This is a genomic window from Lentilactobacillus curieae (assembly GCF_000785105.2).
Classification (GTDB): Bacteria; Bacillota; Bacilli; order Lactobacillales; family Lactobacillaceae; genus Lentilactobacillus; species Lentilactobacillus curieae.
Genome location: NZ_CP018906.1, coordinates 677,181 through 699,193, shown reverse-complemented (window position 1 = coordinate 699,193; position 22,013 = coordinate 677,181). Strand labels below are relative to the sequence as shown.

At 40.6% G+C, this 22,013-nt stretch carries 19 protein-coding genes; 14 read left to right on the top strand and 5 right to left on the bottom strand.

The annotated features are described in order from the left end of the window. The first annotated feature begins 1 nt into the window (after nt 1). From purM to PL11_RS03370, 6 genes are all read left to right on the top strand, one after another. Complete coding sequence (gene purM, locus PL11_RS03395; protein ID WP_035166379.1) at nt 2-1,018, top strand: phosphoribosylformylglycinamidine cyclo-ligase; 1,017 nt, start codon at nt 2-4, stop codon at nt 1,016-1,018. A gap of 2 nt (nt 1,019-1,020) precedes the next feature. After that, complete coding sequence (gene purN / locus PL11_RS03390; RefSeq protein ID WP_035166378.1) at nt 1,021-1,605, top strand: phosphoribosylglycinamide formyltransferase; 585 nt, start codon at nt 1,021-1,023, stop codon at nt 1,603-1,605. Then, entirely contained in the window at nt 1,605-3,134 is a 1,530-nt protein-coding gene (gene purH / locus PL11_RS03385) for a bifunctional phosphoribosylaminoimidazolecarboxamide formyltransferase/IMP cyclohydrolase (protein ID WP_035166377.1), read from the top strand. Before purN ends, purH begins: the two co-directional genes overlap by 1 nt. An 11-nt stretch (nt 3,135-3,145) precedes the next feature. After that, nucleotides 3,146-4,375, top strand: coding sequence for a phosphoribosylamine--glycine ligase (purD, locus tag PL11_RS03380; RefSeq protein ID WP_035166376.1), 1,230 nt, complete (start codon nt 3,146-3,148; stop codon nt 4,373-4,375). Nucleotides 4,376-4,510: 135 nt separating this feature from the next. Beyond that, nucleotides 4,511-5,272, top strand: coding sequence for a sulfite exporter TauE/SafE family protein (locus PL11_RS03375; RefSeq protein ID WP_035166374.1), 762 nt, complete (start codon nt 4,511-4,513; stop codon nt 5,270-5,272). 71 nt (nt 5,273-5,343) lie between these two features. Continuing rightward, nucleotides 5,344-6,339, top strand: coding sequence for a TIGR00341 family protein (locus PL11_RS03370; RefSeq protein ID WP_052127730.1), 996 nt, complete (start codon nt 5,344-5,346; stop codon nt 6,337-6,339). A gap of 41 nt (nt 6,340-6,380) precedes the next feature. Here the strand turns inward: PL11_RS03370 and PL11_RS03365 are convergent, their stop codons facing one another. The 3 genes from PL11_RS03365 to PL11_RS03355 all read right to left on the bottom strand — a co-directional run bounded on the left by PL11_RS03365 (nt 6,381) and on the right by PL11_RS03355 (nt 10,279). Continuing rightward, nucleotides 6,381-7,430 (bottom strand): 2,3-butanediol dehydrogenase, encoded by a 1,050-nt coding sequence (locus PL11_RS03365; RefSeq protein ID WP_035166373.1) that lies wholly within the window; start codon nt 7,428-7,430, stop codon nt 6,381-6,383. Between the two features lie 226 nt (nt 7,431-7,656). Further along, nucleotides 7,657-8,856, bottom strand: a complete 1,200-nt coding sequence (locus tag PL11_RS03360; protein ID WP_035166372.1) for an MFS transporter — start codon at nt 8,854-8,856, stop codon at nt 7,657-7,659. 187 nt (nt 8,857-9,043) lie between these two features. Beyond that, entirely contained in the window at nt 9,044-10,279 is a 1,236-nt protein-coding gene (locus PL11_RS03355) for an MFS transporter (protein WP_035166371.1), read from the bottom strand. 317 nt (nt 10,280-10,596) lie between these two features. On the opposite strand from PL11_RS03355, the gene pyrF reads away from it, so the two are divergent. The 3 genes from pyrF to PL11_RS03340 are packed head-to-tail and all read left to right on the top strand — an operon-like array spanning nt 10,597 to nt 12,887. Further along, on the top strand, nt 10,597-11,319 hold the full coding sequence (pyrF, locus tag PL11_RS03350; RefSeq protein ID WP_035166369.1) for an orotidine-5'-phosphate decarboxylase: 723 nt from the start codon (nt 10,597-10,599) through the stop codon (nt 11,317-11,319). Further along, a complete protein-coding gene (gene pyrE / locus PL11_RS03345) occupies nt 11,306-11,953 on the top strand; it encodes an orotate phosphoribosyltransferase (RefSeq protein WP_035166367.1) in 648 nt (215 codons plus the stop codon). Before pyrF ends, pyrE begins: the two co-directional genes overlap by 14 nt. Next, on the top strand, nt 11,943-12,887 hold the full coding sequence (locus PL11_RS03340; protein WP_035166364.1) for a dihydroorotate oxidase: 945 nt from the start codon (nt 11,943-11,945) through the stop codon (nt 12,885-12,887). The genes pyrE and PL11_RS03340 overlap by 11 nt, the downstream gene beginning before the upstream one ends. A gap of 37 nt (nt 12,888-12,924) precedes the next feature. Here the strand turns inward: PL11_RS03340 and PL11_RS03335 are convergent, their stop codons facing one another. After that, nucleotides 12,925-13,812: a DMT family transporter gene (locus tag PL11_RS03335; RefSeq protein WP_035166362.1), complete on the bottom strand. Its 888-nt coding sequence runs from the start codon at nt 13,810-13,812 to the stop codon at nt 12,925-12,927. 18 nt (nt 13,813-13,830) lie between these two features. After that, nucleotides 13,831-14,817 (bottom strand): LacI family DNA-binding transcriptional regulator, encoded by a 987-nt coding sequence (locus PL11_RS03330; protein ID WP_035166360.1) that lies wholly within the window; start codon nt 14,815-14,817, stop codon nt 13,831-13,833. A gap of 157 nt (nt 14,818-14,974) precedes the next feature. On the opposite strand from PL11_RS03330, the gene PL11_RS03325 reads away from it, so the two are divergent. The 5 genes from PL11_RS03325 (at nt 14,975) to PL11_RS03305 (ending at nt 21,920) form a co-directional block, all read left to right on the top strand. After that, on the top strand, nt 14,975-16,630 hold the full coding sequence (locus PL11_RS03325; RefSeq protein WP_418287665.1) for an alpha-glucosidase: 1,656 nt from the start codon (nt 14,975-14,977) through the stop codon (nt 16,628-16,630). Between the two features lie 42 nt (nt 16,631-16,672). Then, the gene (locus PL11_RS03320) at nt 16,673-18,043 is read left to right on the top strand and encodes a glycoside-pentoside-hexuronide (GPH):cation symporter (RefSeq protein ID WP_191982095.1); all 1,371 of its coding nucleotides are present in this window, start codon (nt 16,673-16,675) and stop codon (nt 18,041-18,043) included. A 158-nt stretch (nt 18,044-18,201) separates the two neighbouring features. Then, entirely contained in the window at nt 18,202-19,410 is a 1,209-nt protein-coding gene (locus PL11_RS03315; protein WP_035166774.1) for an MFS transporter, read from the top strand. A gap of 13 nt (nt 19,411-19,423) precedes the next feature. Next, entirely contained in the window at nt 19,424-20,887 is a 1,464-nt protein-coding gene (gene gtfA / locus PL11_RS03310) for a sucrose phosphorylase (protein ID WP_035166356.1), read from the top strand. A gap of 94 nt (nt 20,888-20,981) precedes the next feature. After that, entirely contained in the window at nt 20,982-21,920 is a 939-nt protein-coding gene (locus tag PL11_RS03305; RefSeq protein WP_035166355.1) for a LacI family DNA-binding transcriptional regulator, read from the top strand. Nucleotides 21,921-22,013: the final 93 nt, after the last annotated feature.

Genomic DNA, 22,013 nt, shown 5'->3' with positions numbered 1-22,013 from the left:
CGTGGACGCATATAAACGAGCTGGAGTTGACGTTGAGGCTGGCAAAAAGTTTGTAGATACCGTTAAAAGAATTAGTAATAATGCTGATCTTGGTGGCTTTGGTGGCATGTTTCCATTGAATTTAGCTGGGGTTTCAGATCCTGTATTAGTTTCTGGAACTGACGGTGTTGGAACAAAGTTATTGGTTGCACTTGAAGCTGATAAACACGACACGATTGGGATTGATTTAGTTGCAATGTGTGTCAACGACGTGTTGGCACAGGGGGCTAAGCCGTTGTTTTTCCTGGATTACTTAGGAATTGGTCAGTTAGTTCCCGAAAAAGCTGCCAAAATTGTTGCTGGGGTTGAACAGGGATGTGAACTGGCTGGCTGCAGTCTAATCGGTGGTGAGACCGCTGAGATGCCAGATATGTACTCAAATGGCCATTATGATCTTGCAGGATTTTCTGTAGGAATTGCTGACAAATCAAAGTTAGTTGACGGGAGTCAAATTGAACCTGGCGATGCCGTTATTGGTTTGCCTTCGTCAGGTTTGCACTCAAATGGGTTTAGTCTAGTGAGGGATGTGTTGTTTAAACAACAGCATTTATCAATCAATGACGTCCCTGAAGGTTTAGAAACTGATCTAGGTGAGGAATTATTAAAGCCAACCCAAATTTACGTCAAACAGTTGATGCCGCTTTTTGAACGTAAATTAATCGCAGGAGCGGCGCACATCACTGGCGGTGGAATTGCTGATAACCTTGGCCGAGTTATTCCGGCCGGATTAACGGCTAAGCTAGAGCGCAGCAGTTGGCAAGTTCCAGCAATCATGCGGTTTATTCAGTCTCAGGGCAATCTTTCACAGGCAGATATGGATCAAACATTTAATTTAGGAATTGGGTTTATTCTAGTTGTTCATGAAAAAGATGAGGGCGAAGTTCTCCAAGAATTAGAATCAGCCAACCAACCGGCATTTAAAATTGGTCACATTGTTAAGGGAGAAGATAAAGTGGAATTAAGCGAGGTGCAAAAATAAAGATGAGTCAGCAAAAAAACATTGCCATTTTTGCATCAGGTGAAGGAACGAACTTCACATCATTAGTTGATTATTTTGAATCTGAAAAATTACCTTTCAACGTAAAGTTGCTGGTTTGTGATCATCAAAAAGTCAATGTGTTGAACAGGGCTAAGAAAGCGAATGTACCAACGTTTATCATAAATTTTAAAAATTACGAAAACAAAGCTGCAGCAGAAGAAGAAATTCTAAAGCAACTTGAAAACGAAAAAATTGACTTCATTATTTTAGCAGGCTATATGCGGATTATTGGACCAACACTGTTAGATAAGTTTGAAGGAAAAATCATCAATATCCATCCAGCGTTGTTACCAAGCTTTCCAGGACGCCATGGAATCGAAGACGCATATGAAGCCGGTGTTTCTAAGACTGGGGTAACAGTCCACTGGGTTGATTCAGGAATTGACTCAGGGCAGATCATTGCCCAAGCAGAGGTTCCGGTTTATCAGTCGGATTCTTTGTCGGAATTAGAAACTCGAATCCACGCAACTGAACATAAATTGTATCCACAAGTCGTAAAAGATTTATTTGAAAAGGGAGAAATATAATGACAAGAAGAGCTTTGTTAAGTGTTTCAGATAAAACTGGTTTAGTTGAATTCGCAAACCAACTCGCAAACCTGGATTTCGAACTAGTTTCCACCGGTGGTACAAAAAGGGCACTAGAAGATGCCGGCTTAAGTGTTACTGGTGTTGACGAAGTTACAGGATTTCCAGAAATGTTAGATGGTCGAGTTAAGACACTTCATCCTAAGATTCACGCAGGAATCTTGGCTCGGCGTGATGATCCTAATCATATGGATGCGTTAAAACAAGCAGGAATTACTCCAATCGACTTAGTAGTTGTCAACTTATACCCATTCAAAGAAACCATTGAACGCACAGATACGACTGAAGGACAAGCAATCGAACAAATTGATATTGGTGGCCCATCAATGCTACGGGCAGCCGCAAAGAACTTTACTGGTGTGTTAACGGTTGTTGATCCTAAAGATTACAGTTCAGTTGCTGATGCCATTAAGAATAATGATGATGACTACGACTTTAGAAAACATTTGGCAGCTAAGGTCTTTAGACATACCGCTGCCTATGATTCACTAATTGCTAATTACCTCACTGAAGAAGAATTCCCTGAAAAGCTGACCGTGACTTTTGAAAAGCAACAAGGTTTGCGTTACGGTGAAAATAGTCACCAAAAGGCAGCATTTTACAAGAACGCTTTGCCATCTAAACTTTCAATTATTGCTAACCAGCTTCATGGTAAGGAGTTATCATACAACAACATTAAGGATGCTAATGCCGCCCTTAACATGGTTAGTGAATTTGATGATCCAACCGTTATCGCAATGAAGCATATGAATCCTTGTGGTGTTGGGGTTGCTCGCTCATTAAGTGAGGCTTGGGACGAGGCATACGCATCTGATCCAATTTCAATTTTTGGTGGGATTATTGCGGTTAACCGAGAAGTTGATTTAGAAACGGCAACTAAGATGCACGAACTATTCTTGGAAATTGTCATTGCTCCTTCATTTACCGATGAAGCTTACGATATGCTTGCTAAGAAGAAGAATATCCGCTTGCTTCAAGTTGACCTAACTAACCGGGACAAGGCAGACAAGTTTGAATTAGTCACTGTTAGTGGAGGGATGCTGATGCAAGAAGTTGATCACACCGTGGATCAAATTGAAGAATTTAAAGTGGTTACTGATGCTAAGCCAACTGCCAAGCAACTTAAAGCCCTTCAATTTGGCCAACATGTTGTTAAACACGTTAAGAGTAATGCAGTGGTAGTTACAACTGATACTAAAACTCTTGGTGTTGGTATGGGTCAGCCAAACCGAATTGATTCAACCAAAATTGCAATTGAAAAGGCAATGCCAAAAGATGGCTACGAAAATGCTATTTTAGCTTCAGATGCATTCTTTCCAATGAATGACTGTGTTGAATATGCTGCTCAACATGGTATCAAGGCGGTTGTTCAACCGGGTGGAAGTATTAAAGACCAAGACTCAATTGATATGGCAAATAAATACGGAATCGCAATGGTGGTAACCGGAAGACGCCACTTTAGACACTAGGAGGAACAACGATGGCGAAGGTATTAGTAATTGGCTCAGGAGCTAGGGAACACGCTTTAGCACAGACATTCTTAAAGAGTCCGCAAGTTACTGACGTGTTCTGCGCTCCGGGAAATCCAGGAATGGTTCGTGATAATATTCAAACTATTGATATTGCAGAACTAGATTTTGATGGTTTGGTTGAATTTGCAAAGGATAAGCTAATTAACTTAACATTCGTTGGCCCTGAAGTTCCCCTGGCAAAAGGGGTTGTTGACGCCTTTGAAGCAGCTGGATTAACAGTGTTTGGTCCTAACAAGGATGCCGCTAGACTAGAAAGTGATAAGGATTTCGCTAAACATTTTATGCTACTGAATGGTATTCCTACGGCCCAATTTGGTTCATTTACCGATTCGGCAACTGCCCTTAAATTTGCGACTAAACTAGGGTTTCCGGTAGTAGTTAAGCAGATTGGCTTGGCTGCTGGAAAAGGCGTTGCCATCGTCAATAACCAAACCGATTTGGAAGCTGCTATCAATGACGCAATTTCTAAGGATGGCCGGGTATTACTTGAAGAGTTTATTGATGGCGAAGAGTTTTCAATGATGGTGTTGTTAGGGAAGAATGATCGGGTGATTTTTCCGGTCTCCCAAGATCACAAGAAAATTTTTGCTGGCGATAAGGGTCCCAATACTGGAGGGATGGGGGCATACTCTCCGGTTCCACACATTGATGATTCATTAATAAGAATCACTGAGAGAACGATTGTTGATCCCACTATCAAGGGAATAAAGGCTCAACACCTTGATTTTAATGGGGTGATATATATTGGTTGTATTTTGGATCATGGTGTTCCCAAAGTTATTGAATACAACCTTAGATTTGGTGATCCCGAAACCCAAGTTTTATTACCTCAACTAAAAAGTGATTTTTATCAGTTAACCATGGATTTAATTGCTGGGAATCCCGTTAAGACTGAGTTTCAGCACGATGGATTTTATCTTGGGGTGGTAGTTTCAGCACCAGGTTATCCAGAAAAACCAGAGCAATCGATTCCGATGCCTGATCTTCCAAAGAACGTTGTGTTTGCGGGCGTCCAAAAAAATGCAAACCAACTGGTAAGTCATGGCGGTCGAATTTTTACCATTGTTGATCATGCCGACAGCTTAAAAAATGCTCAACAAAAAGTTTATGCTGAACTAGCAGAAATTGATCTATCTAAGTTTTACTACCGGGAAGATATTGGATATAGGGACATTTAATAATTATTAAGACAAAGGAGAATTCGGAAACGAATTCTCCTTTTGACGTAGTAACATCAGTTCCATTCAGACGGTTATTGTGGTTCAATAGTATGGTAATTTAAATGAAATGAAGTGGTGATTATCCATATCGATATGTTTCAAGCAATTATTGTATTATTTCCAGCTGGAATTCTTGCTGGGATTATGAGTTCAACTACTGGGATGGCATCGTTAGTTTCTTATCCGGCCTTACTTGCTGTGGGAGTACCTCCAGTTTTTGCAAATGTTACCAATACTACTGCCCTAGTATTGGCGGGAGCAGGAGCCACTGTTTCATCGCAGAAGGAGCTTAAACACCATTATGGTGATTTGATGAAGGTTATGCCATTAACGCTGTTAGGGAGTATTTTAGGGGCGATTTTACTACTTGAACAGCCGGCAGACACCTTTGAAAAAGTTGTGCCATTTTTTGTCTTGGCTGCAGGTCTAATCCTTGCCTTTCCACCATCGGCGGCGTCACTTGAAGCACGTCAGGGAAGTAAGTGGCGTTCTTTCGGTTTTGATCTTCTGATCATTGTTGTTGGGGCATATACTGGCTATTTTGGAGCTGCCGGGGGAGTCATGTTGCTGGCTTTGCTTTCAAGAAGTGGCAAGTATAAATTCACGACTTATAATGCACTGAAAAATGTGTCTTTAGGAGCATCAAATCTATTAGCAGCTATTATTTATGCGTTTAAATCACATATTTATTGGATTTTGGTTATTCCATTGGCAATTGGATTTTTTGTTGGTGGATTTATTGGCCCTAGGATTGTTAGATTAATTCCAGAACGGTTGATGAAAGGGATTGTTGTCATTGGAGCAATCGGACTTTCAATCTGGCTGTTCCTAGATGCGTATGGATTTGTTGGTTAGGTCGCTATATTGGCAGGAATTCCCCAGACAATGATAAACTTTTGGTAGATACTTATTTGGGGATGAGCCTAATGGATACTGAACGAGTTTCCGAAATCAAAAATTTAAATACTAATGTTAGGTCGGATTTGAACCTTCGGGCTCCTAATCTGGCCATTTTGGTGTGTGCAGTGGTTGTTGCCTGCGTGGGGATGAACATGGATTCATCGCCAGTTGTGATTGGAGCAATGCTGATTTCACCGATGATGGGACCAATCGTTGGGATGGGGTACGCATTTGGAAGCGGTGATTCAAAGTTATTGGGAACCGCCTTTAAGTTGTTTTTGACGGAAGTGCTGTTTGTTTTAGTTGCTTCTACTTTATATTTTTTCGCATCGCCACTAAAAGAACTCAATGATCAGATTCTTGCCAGGACTGCCCCAACGCTTTGGGACGTTATCATCGCTTTCTTCGGTGGCTTAGCAGGAATTATCGCTGCATCTAAACAGGATGGCGGTAATGTTATCCCCGGAGTGGCAATCGCCACAGCGTTGTTGCCACCAGTATGTACAGTTGGATTTGGTATCACCCAGATGAATTTACATTATATATTGGGTGCAGGCTACCTGTTCTTAATTAATATTTTCTTCATTATGCTGGCGACTGTAGTCGGGACCGCCTATTTTAGAATAAAAAATGGGGAACACGTGAAACTTTCTTTAAAGCATAAGATTTGGGGAACGGTAATTGCGATTGTCATTGCGGTTCCTAGGGGGAACTACATTACGGCCAAGGAGTTTAAGTCGTATATGAAGGAATCAAGTAGCGACTCAGTTTCAGATCAGGGTAATAATCAAGATTCAGAAGAATTGAATCAATTACAGAATCAAGTTGAAAATAAATTTAGCTCAGATGTTGATAGGGTCGCTGTTGGTAATCTAGACGAGCAGGGAGACAATAAACAAAGTGTTTTGATAATTTATTTAAATCATAATGATAGTAAGGTAAAAGAACAAATCAAAAAATATGTTAGTGACCAGGCGGAGCATGAGGGTGTGAAGGTGGCGGTGACGTTTAAATCGGCATAGAAAAGACCAGGCAGTTATTGCCTGGTCTTCTTTAGTACGTTTTACGATTCCTTCTCCAAATTAATCAAAATCTTCGCCTGTGACTTATCCGTAGTTAATGCTTCAAATCCGTCATTAACGATATTATCAAGATCAATATGTTTGGTAATTACTGGTTTGACGTTAATTTGACCACTTGATACAAGGTCAACTGTTTGTTGGAAGGTTTCCATTGAGTATGCAATTGTGGTAGTAATTTGAACTCCGGAGTTCATTAATTGCATTGGGTTGAACTGGATTGGTCGAGCAAAAATTGACACGATTACCATCTTACCTCGAGCCTTCGTAGCGTCAATTGCTTGTTCAAATGTTGGCTGAACACCAGCAACTTCAAAGGATACATCTACACCATTTGGTACGAGTTCATGGATTTTCTTAATTGCGTCGTCGTTAGCTGGGTTAATTACATCGGTTGCACCCATTTCTTTAGCTTTATCTAAACGAACTTCTGATAAATCAACCGAAATAATCTTTGTGGCACCAGCTGCTTTAGCAGCCGCGGCAACCAATACGCCAATTGGTCCAGCTCCAAAAATTGCTACGGTTTCACCGAATTTTAGGCCACCTTCTTTAACTGCTTGCACAGCTACGGCAGTTGGCTCGATGGTTGCTGCGAGTTCTAATGGGAAGTCAGCAGGTAATGAATATAGGTTTTCTTCAGGAACATTTACAAGTGAAGTGAACCCACCATCAGTACTAAGACCAATGAAACTGTACCCATCGTAAACATCAATGTCGTCAGGAACATTATGATGGGTGATGGTTGGGTTGATTGATACGTGATCCCCAACTTTAAATTTAGTGACATCTTTACCAACTTCTTGAATTACACCAGAAAATTCGTGTCCCATTGTTAATGGGGCATGACCGCCGGTTAATTCATCGGTGTGGTCAACCGGAATGAACACTGGGCCTTCCAAATACTCATGAAGGTCACTTCCACAAATCCCTGCCCAGGCGACTTTAACAACAACCTCATTGTCCTTGTGCGGTTTTAAATCAACATCTTCAACGCGAATATCTTTAACACCGTGCCATACAGCTGCTTTCATAACTAATCGTCTCCTTAAATAATTGAATTTTGAAAATGGGCGATAGATTTCGTGGAACCGTTTTCATCCACAACTTTATTCTACTCCATTCACGGTGATATAACTACACATTTTGTCTTAAGATAAAAAAGAGGTGGGAATGCCCATATTTGGGTTTCCCGCCTCTAGATATATTTAGTTTAGTATGTTTTCATATTTTGTTATCAGACCAAGTTTCTGCGCAGAATTACCGACTCAAACTGTGATTTCTTATGTGTGCCAACTCTTTAACGCCGACTAATAAAATTAGGATAAAGGCTACAGTAAGAACGATAGTTCCGCCGCTAAATACGGCGTTAGTAGAACTGCTGTTGCCACTGATTGAAGCCGCTAAAAATGGAGCAGCAAAGTTGGCTAAGTTATTCATGATCATCATAAATTTCGTAACGTTATCCGACTGTGAAATGTCTGCGGCATTACTTGCGGCACCGAATGTGAATGGAACAAAGAATCCAAATGCTACACCGATTAAGATTGTTGCAAGCGCGCTAGTAATCAACGTGTGACTAAAAGCTAGTAAGGCATATGCTGCCAACATTAAAAATGAAGCGATAATCAAAACGCCATAACCTAAACGTTTGTATAAATTACCATATACGATTCCGGCAAAAATAATTAATAGGGAGATTGCCCCAATTAGCAAGCTACTTGTACTAGCTGAACCAATGTTATTTTGAATCAAATAAGTTGGAATTTTGACTACGGAAATCATGTAAGCTGCCATCAATACGAAAGTAACTATTCCAGCAGCAATAACTGTCATCCAGTTAGTCTTTTGAGGAGCTGACGCATTATCTTCAGCTGCGGTTCCCGTTACGGCAATTTCAGGAACGTTCTTTTGGTAAACAAACAAAATGTAAATTGCGATGAAGTAGATTATAAAGCTTGCTCGCCAATGAATCAGTAACAAGACCGATACAAGTAATGATCCACCAAGCGCTCCAATTCCTTGAAAGGCGTTTTGCCAGCCAAGTAGCTGTGACTGCTTGTCGCCTTGATAGGAAACAGTAATCAAGCTGACTGCCAAGGAGTTATACATTCCAATCCCGGCGCCAAGAAGGGCTCTAGCAGCCAATAAGACATAAATGTTTGGGGCAATTAGCGATAGAACTGTTGAGGCAATAATTAACCAAAGACCAATAATTACTGTTTTCTTTGTCCCAATTTTTCGGACGATCCAACCACTAATCAAGATGAATAGGGCCATCAGAAATGATGGAATGGTTGAAACTTGATCAACCAAGCTTTGAGATACCGCTGGGTACTGCTTGGCAATGGCGGGGATGGCCGGTGAGACAATTCCCGTTGCCATAGTTAATAGTGATAATGACAAAATCCCCAATGATTTGGGGTCAAACAATTTGGAACTCTCTTTCTCTCTTTGCATTTTAAACCTCTTCTACTTTTCTCTCTGTGTGGTACATGGCCATTTGTAGATAAATATGAAAACTCCATACTAAAATAATCGTCCGATTTTCAAGTTTTGTAAAGGGTTAATAACCAATTTCTAAATTATGGATAATAAAAAAGCTCAACTCAGGCACTGGCCGGAATTGAGCTTTTGAAAAGTATGGTTAGTTTTTAACTGATAATTTCTTCATACCAGGCAATGTCATCATGGTGATGAAGCTGATGATGTATAAAACTGATAAGAATGTCATTACGACTGTTAGTGAATAATGATCCATCAAAATTCCGATTACTACTGATGAAAAGCCACCAACTGCCCGGCCGACATTGACGATGATGTTGTTGGCGGTTGAGCGAATTTCGGTTGGGTAGAGGCGAGAAATGACGGCTCCGTAACCACCAAACATTCCGTTTGAGAAGAATCCGACGATAGCACCGATGATTAGTAAAGTAACGGTGTTATGAGCAAGAGTGATGGTGTAAACCATAAGGGCTGAAGCAATCAAGAAGATTCCGAACGCTCTTCTAGGTCCGAAGAAATCAAGGATTGAACCAAAGGTCATCATTCCCAAACTCATTCCGACAATGGTAGCAATCATCCAGAGGGATGAACCAGAAACGTTAAGTCCTAATTGCTTTTGAACAATGATTGGTAACCAGTTCATTAAACCAAAGTATCCGGCGATTTGAACAGTTGTCATAATCATTAGTGCAAAACTTTGGTAAGCCACTTTTGGTGAGCTAAACATGTATTCAAATACGGCTTTACTAGTTGATTCCTTTTCAACCTTCTTTGCGTTGATAAATTCATCAGTTTCAGTTAGATGGCGACGAACAAAGTAGGTTAGAACTACTGGGACGATTCCGAGCAAGAAGAGTCCGTGCCAACCAAGAGTAGGGATAATCATAGCAGCTGCAATAGCGGCAAGGATTGCCCCGATTTGACCTCCAATTGCGGCAATTGAAGTCATCTTACCGATTTGGTTCTTGTGGAAAGATTCTGCGATGATTGAAATTCCAACGCCATATTCACCACCAGCACCAATTCCGGCTAGGAATCTGAGGATGTAAATCATTGCAATGTTGTTTGCAACTGCCATCATTGCTGTAGCGAAAGCGAAGATGAAAATCGTGTATGTGAATGTTTTGACTCGGCCAAATTTATCGCCGACAAGTCCAAATAAAATTCCCCCGAATAACATTCCCAAGTTTGTGATTGAACCAATTAGACCTGCAGCCCCACCTGAAAGGTGGAGGTCACTGATCATGGAACTCATCGCAAACGATAAAAAAAGCACATCCATGTTTTCCAAAGCAAAACCTGAACTAGTTGAAGCAATTGTCCATTTCTGCTTAGTTGTTAAGCCATGAGTGTGCGTGTTTACAGTAGTATTTTCCATGTGTCGTTCCTCCAAATGAATGCTCGCTGACATTCCTTATTTTTGATTACCTAAGATTATTCCACGAACTTAAAGATAATTCAAGGGTAAATTGATCGGGTATTAAAATAACTAAAATTTAGATTCATCTTGACATATTTCCCTGTCGTGATAAAGTTGTTATCAAATAACAAAGCTTTAATTTGGTTCAGAGAAGCCAAAAGCGGACGAATAGATAATGTCCGTGAACTTGCGGGACAATTGGATAGAATTCAGAGGAACTCTATCCACCGCAAATTTCTCGGACTTTTTTTGTGCCAAATTTCAGGAGGTAAACGATGCAAGGACCATTAATTATTTCATTAGACGTTTCCACAAGGGGAGACTTATTTTCATTAATTGATAAATTTGATCGGGACGAAAAGCTCACGGTTAAAATTGGAATGGAATTTTTCTACGGTGAAGGTCCGCAGATTGTTCGGGATTTACTTGATAGAGGATATGATATCTTCCTCGATTTAAAACTACACGATATTCCCAACACTGTTAAAAATGGCATGAAGCAAATTGGTCGCCTGGGCGTTACATTTACTACCGTTCACGCACTTGGAGGATCAGAGATGATTGCCGAGGCTAAACAAGGATTAGTAGAAGGAGCCAAGGAAGCTGGTGTCCCAACACCTAAATTATTGGCCGTTACAGAGTTGACTTCAATCACTCCTGAAGGGTTAGCAAACGAGCAAAATAGTAAGCTCAGCATGGTTGACCAAGTTGTTTCTCTGGCAAAACTTGCGAAAAGCTCAGGTGCAGATGGAGTTATCACCTCACCACTCGAAGTAAGTGCACTGAAACGTGAAGTTGGTGACGATTTCTGGTACGTTACTCCGGGAATCCGGCCAAAGGACTTTCCTAAGGATGACCAATCAAGAACTGCTAGCCCAGCGGAAGCTGCTGAATATGGAAGTAGTGCACTAGTTGTTGGTCGACCAATTATCAAGGCAGCTGATCCAGTTGCTGCATACCATAAGATGTTAGAGGAGTGGGAAGATGCAAAGAGATAAAATCATTCAATCATTAATTGACAACGAAATTGTAAGTATTTCACTTGATAAACCATTTAGATACGCCAGTGGAATCCTGGCACCAATCTACACGGATTTTAGATTAACAATCTCCATTCCAGACTTGCGGGAAATGATTGCTGAAGGTTTGGCAGAAATTATTAAAACCAACTACCCAGACGCAACCGTAATCGGTGGGGTTGCAACCGCCGGAATTCCTCATGCATCATGGGTTGCTCAAAAATTAGGTTTGCCATTGATCTATGTTCGTTCCAAACCCAAAGATCATGGTGCTAATAAACAAATTGAAGGACGAATCAAATCAGACGACAAGGTTGTACTGATTGATGACTTAATCTCAACCGGTGGTAGTGTCTTGAAGGCTGTTAAAGCGGTCCGGGACGCCGGATACAATGTTGCTGGGGTTGCTTCAATCTACACTTACCAATTTCCAGATGCAGATAAGAACTTCGCTGATGCGGATACTGAACTTCAACCGCTGCTAACTTACTCAGACGTAATCAAGCAGGGTTACGATGAGGGTCGCTTGACTAAAGAGCAGTTTGACTACTTATCAACTTGGCACAAAGCCCCATGGGACTGGACAAAACAGGAGGAAGCTAATGCAAACTAAGGTATCTCTTCAATCAGAAATCGCTGGTGTAAAGTTCGACAACTTGATGTTAAATGCTGCGGGTGTTCGTTGTTCAAGTATCAAGGATCTCAATGAAATCCTTAATTCTCAAGCTGGTGGTGCAGTTACTAAGAGCGCCACTCTTGAAGAACGTGAAGGAAACGAAAGCCCAAGAATGAAGTCACTTCCATTGGGTAGTATCAATTCAATGGGATTACCTAATCACGGATTTGATTACTATATGGCGTACGTATTGAAGGAACAATCAGAAGGTAGAAACAACATTATCTTTTCTGTCGCCGGTTTATCAATTGAAGATGACCTTAAAATGCTTAAAGAAATTCAAAGTAGCAACTTCAATGGTTTAGTAGAATTGAACCTTTCATGCCCTAATGTTAAGGGAAAACCACAGGTTGGTTATGACTTTGAGGCCGTTGAACGTGTACTTACTGAAGCATTTAAGTTTTTCGATAAGAAATTAGGATTGAAGTTACCACCATACTTTGACTTAACCCAGTTCGATGCAATGGCTGAAATTTTGAATAAGTTCCCAATTGCTTACGTTAATTCAATTAACTCAATTGGAAATGGTTTGGTTATTGATCCTGCAACTGAAACTGCTGTGATCAAACCTAAGGGCGGTTTTGGTGGAATCGGTGGCGAATATGTTAAACCAACTGCGTTGGCCAACGTTCGCGGTTTCCGATTACGATTAAAACCAGAGATCAAGATGATTGGTACTGGTGGAATTAAGTCAGGAATGGACGTTTTTGAACACGTCCTTTGCGGTGCAGACTTAGTTCAAATTGGAACAGCATTTGGTCCAGAGGGTACCCCAATTTTTGACAGAATTTCTCAAGAACTAGAAGATATCATGGAAGAAAAGGGTTATCATTCTCTAGATGAATTTAGAGGGAAATTGAAAACTTTATAATATAAAAAGCCTCGTAGACTAGTGTCTACGAGGTTTTTTATTTCCACTGCCTTTGAGTTCTCAACGGCAAAATATTTGTAATTATCACTGCTAGAATAATTAAGATAACTCCCAAAATTTGCGCTCCGGTTACGGTTTCGTCTAACAGCATAAAGGCGAAAACAACGGATGAAGGTAATTCAAGCGATGAGATGATTGGCCCAATTCCTAATGAAAGTTTTGGCATGAAAAATGAAAAGCAAGTTAGTGGTAAAACCATGGCAAAGAATGAGGTGATGCTTCCCCAATGGATAGCAGAACTGATGTGGGTAAGTGGCCAAACTGTTGGTACCCAGATTAATAAGATTACTATCAGCGCACCGGCACTCATTAGTTGGGCTTTGGTAAAGGGATGCAGTTCTTGGCCAACGTTACCAGTAAATTGAATTGTTAACGCGTATGCCAAAGCTGACAGGAAGCTCAATGCCATTCCTTTGAGTGATACAGCATGATCTAACGGGAAAAGTCCAGTTGCTAGAACAGTTCCAATTAGGATGGTAATCACGCTGATAACTTGTGTTTTGGTCGGTAGTTTGCGGTTGATCAGACATGAGATTACGATTGACAGCCACACTGACTGCATCATCATGACCGCAGCAATTGCCACAGGAACGTAACTCAAAGATAGTAGATAGAATGTGTTAGTGAAGCCCATTGAGCTTCCGGAAACAATCACTAACCACTTTAGTTTGCGGTTTGCGACTCGCTTTTGACGCTTAGGTAATAAACTACGAATTAGTGTAAAAATTATGAACGCAATTAAAAAGGTAGCAATCAGTAAGGCACCGTCTGCTACCTGATCATGGTTTGCTAATTTAAATAGGGATCCGGGAATCCCGTAACTGATTGCGCCAATTGCGACGAATAGTGGTGCAAGGCGTTTCAAAAAATCATCTCCGATTGGTTATTCTCTTAATGAATTGCGTTGAAGTAACTTTACAGGCAGCAAGTACTGATCTAATAGTTTTTCGTCGTTTGGTTGGAGTCGATTAAACAACAATCTGACTACCATATCAGCAATGTCGCTAACTGGTTGCACAATGGTACTTAACTCGGGATGATATTCCTGCACATAAGTTGAGCCATCGTAGCCAATAATCTGGACGTCCTCAGGAATTTTTAAACCAGCCTCCTTAGCTGTTTGCATGCACAGCAAAGCTGTTAGGTCATCAGTACAAAAAATGCCGTCAGGGTGTTTTTTTGAAAGTTCATCCTTCAAGGTTGCACGCTTAATAGTAGGGGTGGTATTAAACGGAAACTTAAGGTGGTTAACCGTAACGCCTTTGTCCTTAGCGGTGTCAAGAAATCCGGTAGAACGTAGATTGTTTGGAGTCTTGCTTTCTAAACTACCAGAAACCAGTAGCAGTTTCTTTGAACCCTTATTTATCAAGGTGTTGGCGGCCAGCTGACCACCAGCGTAGTTATCGCTACTGACAGTCGGAATTTGAGTTTGAAAATAACGATCATAAGAAACGATTGGCAAGCCTGACATGCGGTATTCATCAATTCCTTCATTGTGAGAACCGGTGATGATTCCGTCAACTTGATTAGAGACCAGCATCTTTAGATACTGACGTTCCTTTTCGGGATTATCCTTACTGTTACAAATGATGGCCTTGTATCCATGGCCAAATAGTCTATCTTCAATTTCTTCAACTACTTCAGCGATTAGTGGATTTTCTAAACTAGCAAAAATTAAACCAATTAGCTTGAACTGTTTACCCTTCAGTGCCCGAGCGGCTGAACTAGGTTGGTAGTTTAACTGGCGCATGGCTGCAGAGACGCGTTGTTTAGTGTCTGTAGAAAGATAACCGCGATTATTGATTACTCTTGAAACTGTAGTGACAGAGACGCCTGCTAATTTTGCCACGTCAGCTAACTTAGGTTGCATCTTGATTACTCCTTATTGATAGTTGTTTATTTAAATTATAGCATTGCTAAAAAATGGATATCTGGAAAAATATGATAAACGTTTGACATAAATTATTTTATGAGTATGATATCACTTGTAAGGGTTTTCTGAAAGTGCTTGCAAAACAATTTGGAGGGTGAAAACTTTGATCGATAATAAGTCAGATCCAACTTGGTGGCAAAATGCCGTTGGATATCAAATTTATCCCAAAAGCTTTTATGACAGTAATAATGACGGGATCGGTGATATTCCCGGAATAATTGAAAAAATCCCATATATTTCTTCGTTGGGAGTCAACTTTGTTTGGTTATCGCCATTCTTCAAGTCTCCCAATGTGGACAATGGCTACGATGTTTCGGACTACCAAGATATTGACCCTCAATATGGGAATCTTGATGATGTGTTTGAAATGATTGCTAAGTTCCATGAACGAGGAATCCGCGTGGTTTTTGATTTAGTTATCAATCACACCTCTGATCAACATAGGTGGTTCCAAGAGGCCAAGAAGTCAGTTGATAATCCATATCATGACTTCTATATGTGGAAGAAAGCACCAGAAGGGAAGCTGCCAAATAATTGGGTATCACTATTTGGTGGTCCAGCATGGGAATATAACGAAACAACCGATGAGTACTACTATCACTTATTTGCCAAGCAGCAGCCCGATTTAAACTGGGAGAATCCTAAAGTGCATTCAGCTGTCTCTGACATCATTAAATGGTGGGCAGATAAGGGCGTGGATGGTTTCCGATTAGATGCCATTTCGCATTTAAAGAAGGACCAAACATTTGCGGATGTTACTAATCAAGAGGCCGCAATGAATAACGTTCCGGGGATTGATAAGATTCTCGCACAGTTAAGTGATGATTTTAAAGCTAATCACTTAATGACAGTTGGTGAAGCTGGTGGCATTCCCGTTGAAGAAGCCAAGCGTTGGGTTAATTCAAAAACCGGCTACTTCGATATGATTTTTCAATTCGATCACGTAAGTTTTTGGGAAAAGTTTACGGTCGGGAAAGTCGATATTGCTCAACTACGCCAAGCGTTATCACGTTGGCAGGAAGGCCTTGAGGGAATTGGTTGGAATGCTTTGTTCCTAGAAAATCACGATTTACCAAGGGCCGTTTCTTATTTCGGTAATGATACTAAGTTCCGCAAAAAAAGTGCCACAGCATTGGGACTTATGTACATGATGATGAAGGGAACGCCATTTGTTTACCAGGGCCAAGAGTTGGGAATGGCTAACATTTCCTTTAACAACATTGATGATTTTGATGACTTGGATTCAATTCGTTTCTATAAGGAACAACTTGCTGCTGGTGAGACGAAGACTGATACATTAATGCGTCTCCGTGCTAAGAGTCGGGATAACGCAAGAACACCGATGCAGTGGAGTTCAGATGTTAATGGTGGCTTTAGCCAAAGCAAGCCTTGGTTAGCAACTAACGAAAATTACCACGAAGTTAACGTTGACAATGAAATCGACCAGCCAAACTCAACCCTTAATTTTTACAAGCAGTTAATCAAACTCCGCCAGACTGAATCAGCATTATTAGATGGTAAGTACGAATTGGTTGATACTGACGATCACCAACTGTTTGTTTATAAACGAGTAGAAAATGGTCACGGTTATCTGATAGTTACTAATTTAAGTGATGAACCAACAAGCTACATGTTGCCAACTACATTTAATCAGCTAAAACTGGTAATTTCTAATAATGATTCTTTGAAGGATGAGGGCAAAGTTGAACTGGCACCATGGGATGCCGCAATGTTCAAGTTTGAACAGTAGGTTTTGAAGAAAGGAAAAAAGATTATGAAAGTGACAGGGACTATGCAAAATAACATTTCAACTGAGCCGCTTGATGATGCGATTACTAATAAAGAACGTTTAAGTTATGGTGCGAGTGATTTCGCATGTAACGTTGCCAACGGAATGGTTGGAACATACTTGATGTACTACTATACCGATGTTTTTGGTTTAGCAGCCGGGGCAATTGGAACTTTGTTCTTCATTGCCAGAATTGTGGACGCTGTTTCTGGACCAACTTGGGGAATCATGATTGACCGAACCCATACTCGCTGGGGAAAGAGTCGGCCATACTTCCTTTGGTTCTCAATTCCATACGCAATCATGTTTATTCTGACGTTCTCATCAGTTCCACTGGGACCACTCGGAAAATTAATTTGGGCATACGTAACGTACATTGCAATTGATATTTTATATTTAGGTATTAACATTCCAATTACTTCAATGCTCCCAAGTTTAACCGCTGATCCTCAAGAACGGGTCAAATTCAGTACTGTTCGCCAAGTTTTGGCAACTACTGGTGCTACATTGATTTCGATTGCTGTCTTGCCAACAGTTCAATTGTTGGGTCAAGGCAATGATCGTAAGGGATTTTTTGTAACCGCTATCGTAGTGGCTGTCCTCACGGTATTCTTACTGTTATTGACGTTCAAAAACACGCACGAACGGGTTCATTCACAAAAACAAGAAAAGCTTTCATTGAAAGAATCAATTAGTGCGCTTAAAGGAAACTGGCCATGGATGATCATCTCATTGATGTACTTCTTCTTCTGGATTGGGATGCAAACCAAGCTTCAAGTTACCGTTTACTTCTTCAAATACAACATGCACAACGCTGACCTAGCTTCATTTATGCTAGGACTTCAAGCACTTTCGCTAATTGTGATTGTATTTACACCATTCTTAACTAAGCACTTCGGTAAAAAAGGAACTATGGTTATTGGCCTAGGTCTCTGTGTGCTAAGTCAATTGATTTTAGGAATTGGTGCACAAATGATGAACGTTCCAATTCTTGCCGGAGCAACAATTCTTGGCTACTTTGGTAATGGTTTCTTTGCAGGACTTCTTCCAGTTATGCTTGCTGACACTGTTGATTATGGTGAATGGAAAAATGGTGTTCGTGCTGAAGGTTTAGTAACTTCATTCTCAGGAATTGCCTCAAACCTAGGAATGGGAATGGGTGGTGTTGTTACCGGATTCCTACTAAGTATGAATGGATACGTTGCAAACCACGCACAGACTGCTCAAGCTTTAAAAGCAATTGAAATGAACTTTGTCTGGGTGCCATTCATTGGATTTGGGATTGGTTTAATCCTGATGTACTTCTACAAGTTCGATAAGATGCAACCTAAGATCGAAGCGGATTTGAAGAAGAGACATGAGTTAGCTGAATAAAAAATTGTTTTAATAAAAATCACCAAAAAAGAAATTGATAAACGTTTGACATTTTTCTGAGAGAATGATATATTTGCTTTGGAAATTTGATAAACGTTTATCAATTTACTTTTTGCAATAGTTTTTGGAAGGAAATGCATTTTGCAGTAGGTGATGAAATGAAAAACCAGAATAGCTTGTTGACCAAGGCGGCTTTCCTATCTGTGTCATTTGTGCTTACCAGCGCATATGCGATTCAGGGAGCGCTACCCCAGCTTAGGGACGCTTTGGGAGTTAGCCAAACACAAGCTGAGTATCTTGCAACGACCCCTTCGTTTATGGTGATGTTTTTTGTAATCGCTTCGCCAATCATCTCGAGATTGTTTAAGTTATCTGACAAACGGATGATTCAGATTGGTTTGACGATTGTCGGAATTGCAGGGTTAGTTCCATTCTTTATCTCAAATTATTGGGTAATTTTAGTATCGCGTCTGGCATTGGGAATTGGGCTAGGATTGTACAATTCTCAAGCCATTGCCCTTATCTCAATCTGGTACCAAGGAAATACCAGATCACAGATGCTGGGTTGGCGGGCGGCCGCTGAGCAACTTGGCCAAGCGGGAACCTTGCTGGTTGCAGGATTCTTATTAACCTTTGGCTGGCACTCATCATTTCTTGTTTATGCTTTAGCTTTTGCAGCATTGGTGTTCTTCTCATTGAGAGTTCCTGATACTGATGAAGTCCAGCTTGAAGAGGAAACTGATGCTGAAGATTCACAGCCCAACAAGACAAACTATCCTGAAAAGGTCAGCCCAATGGTTTATGTACTTGCGGCGTTTGCATTCTTTCTGGTAGTCGATTTTGTGGGAATGGAAAATCGGTTTTCAAGTATAGCAGTTGCCATTAATGGTAGTCAGTATCATGGAGCCTCGATGTTTCTATCATTAATGTTGATTGGAGCAACTTTGGGTGGCCTAACTTACGGTTGGATTCAAGAAAAACTGGGTTTCGGAACTGTCTATCTTGGACTAGGATTGATGGCTCTTTCAAGTTTCATGTTCGGATTTGCAGGTGACAATTTTGTGGTAATGGTGATTGGCTTACTTCTAATCGGGTTCCCACTACAATTAGTGTCACCGCTGATTTTTAATCAACTGCCTAATTTAGCACCGTTAAAGTGGCAATCAATGGCAACATCTCTGGTATTGATTGGCTTTAACCTGGGAGCATTTTTATCCCCAAGTGTGGCCGAATTGATCAACCACCTGTTTGGCAAACCAAACGAAGGCTTGGCTTTAGCAACACCGTTTCCGGTGTACGGAATCATCTTATTGGTGATCGCCGCTGGAATATATGGATATAAGAAAGTTTCAACATCAAAAAGTTAGTGAGGAAATAATAATGCCAATTAAAAACAAAGCAATGTTAATTACTTATTCTGATTCAATGGGTAAAAATATCAAAGAAGTCCATGAAGTTTTAAAAGACTACATTGGTGACGCAATCGGTGGAGTTCACTTATTGCCGTTCTTCCCATCAGCTGGTGATAGAGGATTTGCTCCTTCAGATTACACAACTGTTGATCCTGCATTTGGTAACTGGGATGACGTTGAAGCATTGGGTGAAGAATACTACTTGATGTTTGATTTCATGATTAACCACATTTCAACTCAATCAGAAATGTACCAAGACTTTAAGCAAAAGCATGACGATTCAAAATACAAAGATTTCTTTATTCGCTGGGAAAAATTCTGGGCTGAAGCTGGTGAAAACCGGCCAACCCAAGAAGATGTAGATTTGATTTACAAACGTAAAGACCGGGCACCAATCCAAGAAATTGAATTTGCTGACGGAACTAAAGAACATTTGTGGAACACATTTGGTGAAGAACAAATTGATATCAACGTTAAATCAGACGTTGCAATGCAATTCGTTCGCCAAACTCTCAAGGACATGGTGGATCACGGTGCTGATTTGATCAGATTGGATGCATTTGCATACGCAATCAAGAAGATTGATACTAACGATTTCTTTGTTGAACCAGAAATTTGGGAATTATTAAACCAGGTTCGCGCCATCCTTGAACCACTTCACGCAGAAATTTTGCCTGAAATTCATGAACATTACTCAATTCCAAAGAAGATTTCTGACCACGGTTACTTCACTTACGACTTTGCACTGCCAATGACTACTCTATACACTCTATACTCAGGAAAGACTAACCGGCTTGCTAAGTGGTTACAAATGACACCAATGAAGCAATTCACTACTTTGGATACTCATGATGGTATTGGGGTCGTTGATGCTCGTGATATCTTAACCGACGATGAAATTGATTATGCATCAAACGAACTTTACAAGATTGGGGCTAACGTTAAGAAGACATATTCTTCAGCTGCCTACAACAACCTTGATATTTACCAAATCAACTCAACTTACTATTCAGCTTTGGGTAACAACGATAAAGCATACTTGCTTGCTCGGGCATTTCAAATTTTCGCACCAGGAATTCCTCAAATCTACTACGTTGGTTTGTTGGCAGGTGAAAACGATATTGACCTGCTTGAAAAGACTAAGGAAGGCCGAAACATCAACCGTCATTACTACACTAAGGACGAAGTAGCGGAAGAAGTTAAACGCCCAGTAGTTGCTAACCTATTGAAGTTGCTTTCATGGAGAAACGAATTTGCTGCCTTCGACCTTGATGGTTCAATCGAAGTAGAAACTCCATCAGACACTACAATGGTTGTTACCCGTAAGGATAAGTCAGGTGCTAACGTTGCTGTCCTAGAAGCAAACGCTGCTGACAAATCATTTAAGGTAACCGCAAACGGCGAAACTGTAATGGTTCAAGACCCAGAATAAAAAATAGCTCTTTGTAAAAATTAGCACTGAATTGGTTTTACTTTTCAGTTCTTTTTGTATACTAGAGATAATAAATAAAAGTTGAGGGAAAAGTATGGTGGCAAAATTACAAGATGTCGCTAAGCTAGCCGGGGTGTCAGTCACGACTGTGTCGCGAGTGATCAACAATTACGGATCGCTTAGTGATAAAACCATTGGAAAAGTTCATGACGCAATGCGCGAGTTGAATTATCAACCAAATGCTTTGGCGCGAGCAATGCAGGGAAAGTCATCTCAATTTGTTGGGTTGATTTTTCCGAATTTAACTAATCCATTTTTTGCGGAGTTAGTTAATGCTCTTGAACGCCAACTCTTCAAGAAGGGCTACAAGGTGATTATTGCTTCTTCGGCTGAAAATGAGCAGATTGAGCACGAATATCTGGGTATGCTGATGGCTAACCAAGTTGAGGGAATTATTTCCAGTAGCCATAATTTGGGAATTGAAGAATATCAACGGATTTCTGCACCAATCGTAGCGTTTGACCGCTATTTATCTGATAATATTCCAATTGTCTCTGCAGATAATTATGCTGGGGGACGAATGGCAGCTGATTACATGGTCAAAAACCAGGCAAAGAACGTTGCTGTTATCGTTGATGAAGACACATCTAGCTCACCAACCCTCAATCGACTTCAAGGTTCGGTTGATGTGTTCACTGAGAACCACATTGACTATCTTCCGGTTGATTTGAATAAGACTAAACTTGCTGATGTTTTTCCAGGTGATTTTGATGGGGTGGTTGCTAGTAATGACATGGTCGCAATTGAAATTGCTAACCAGGTGAGACTAACCGACAAGAAACCATTTACCGACTTTTTAATTACGGGGTATGATGGTAGTCAGTTAGTCCGTTCAATGGTGCCCGAATTGCCAACTGTGATTCAGCCGATCGATGAAATTGCTACCAGACTGATTGATACGCTATTTGCAATTGAAGAAAATCCTGGCAAGGTTGAGCCAGGACCAGCATTACCAGTTAAATTTTACGAATAGGCGGTGGGACGGTAATTGGGTTATTCTGATTACGATGTCTCACCCCTTTTATTTTGGCGAAAAGTTAGGCGTTTACTATAATGGACTCAAGGA

Excerpts from the sequence above, each read along its gene's own strand:
- purD (WP_035166376.1), top strand. The coding sequence starts at position 3,146 with ATGGCGAAGGTATTAGTAATTGGCTCAGGAGCTAGGGAACACGCTTTA.
- PL11_RS03330 (WP_035166360.1), bottom strand. The coding sequence starts at position 14,817 with ATGCAACCTAAGTTAGCTGACGTGGCAAAATTAGCAGGCGTCTCTGTC.
- pyrF (WP_035166369.1), top strand. The coding sequence starts at position 10,597 with ATGCAAGGACCATTAATTATTTCATTAGACGTTTCCACAAGGGGAGAC.
- PL11_RS03305 (WP_035166355.1), top strand. The coding sequence starts at position 20,982 with ATGGTGGCAAAATTACAAGATGTCGCTAAGCTAGCCGGGGTGTCAGTC.
- PL11_RS03360 (WP_035166372.1), bottom strand. The coding sequence starts at position 8,856 with ATGCAAAGAGAGAAAGAGAGTTCCAAATTGTTTGACCCCAAATCATTG.
- PL11_RS03320 (WP_191982095.1), top strand. The coding sequence starts at position 16,673 with ATGCAAAATAACATTTCAACTGAGCCGCTTGATGATGCGATTACTAAT.
- PL11_RS03365 (WP_035166373.1), bottom strand. The coding sequence starts at position 7,430 with ATGAAAGCAGCTGTATGGCACGGTGTTAAAGATATTCGCGTTGAAGAT.
- PL11_RS03375 (WP_035166374.1), top strand. The coding sequence starts at position 4,511 with ATGTTTCAAGCAATTATTGTATTATTTCCAGCTGGAATTCTTGCTGGG.
- PL11_RS03340 (WP_035166364.1), top strand. The coding sequence starts at position 11,943 with ATGCAAACTAAGGTATCTCTTCAATCAGAAATCGCTGGTGTAAAGTTC.
- pyrE (WP_035166367.1), top strand. The coding sequence starts at position 11,306 with ATGCAAAGAGATAAAATCATTCAATCATTAATTGACAACGAAATTGTA.
- gtfA (WP_035166356.1), top strand. The coding sequence starts at position 19,424 with ATGCCAATTAAAAACAAAGCAATGTTAATTACTTATTCTGATTCAATG.
- PL11_RS03315 (WP_035166774.1), top strand. The coding sequence starts at position 18,202 with ATGAAAAACCAGAATAGCTTGTTGACCAAGGCGGCTTTCCTATCTGTG.
- purN (WP_035166378.1), top strand. The coding sequence starts at position 1,021 with ATGAGTCAGCAAAAAAACATTGCCATTTTTGCATCAGGTGAAGGAACG.
- PL11_RS03355 (WP_035166371.1), bottom strand. The coding sequence starts at position 10,279 with ATGGAAAATACTACTGTAAACACGCACACTCATGGCTTAACAACTAAG.
- PL11_RS03370 (WP_052127730.1), top strand. The coding sequence starts at position 5,344 with ATGGATACTGAACGAGTTTCCGAAATCAAAAATTTAAATACTAATGTT.
- purH (WP_035166377.1), top strand. The coding sequence starts at position 1,605 with ATGACAAGAAGAGCTTTGTTAAGTGTTTCAGATAAAACTGGTTTAGTT.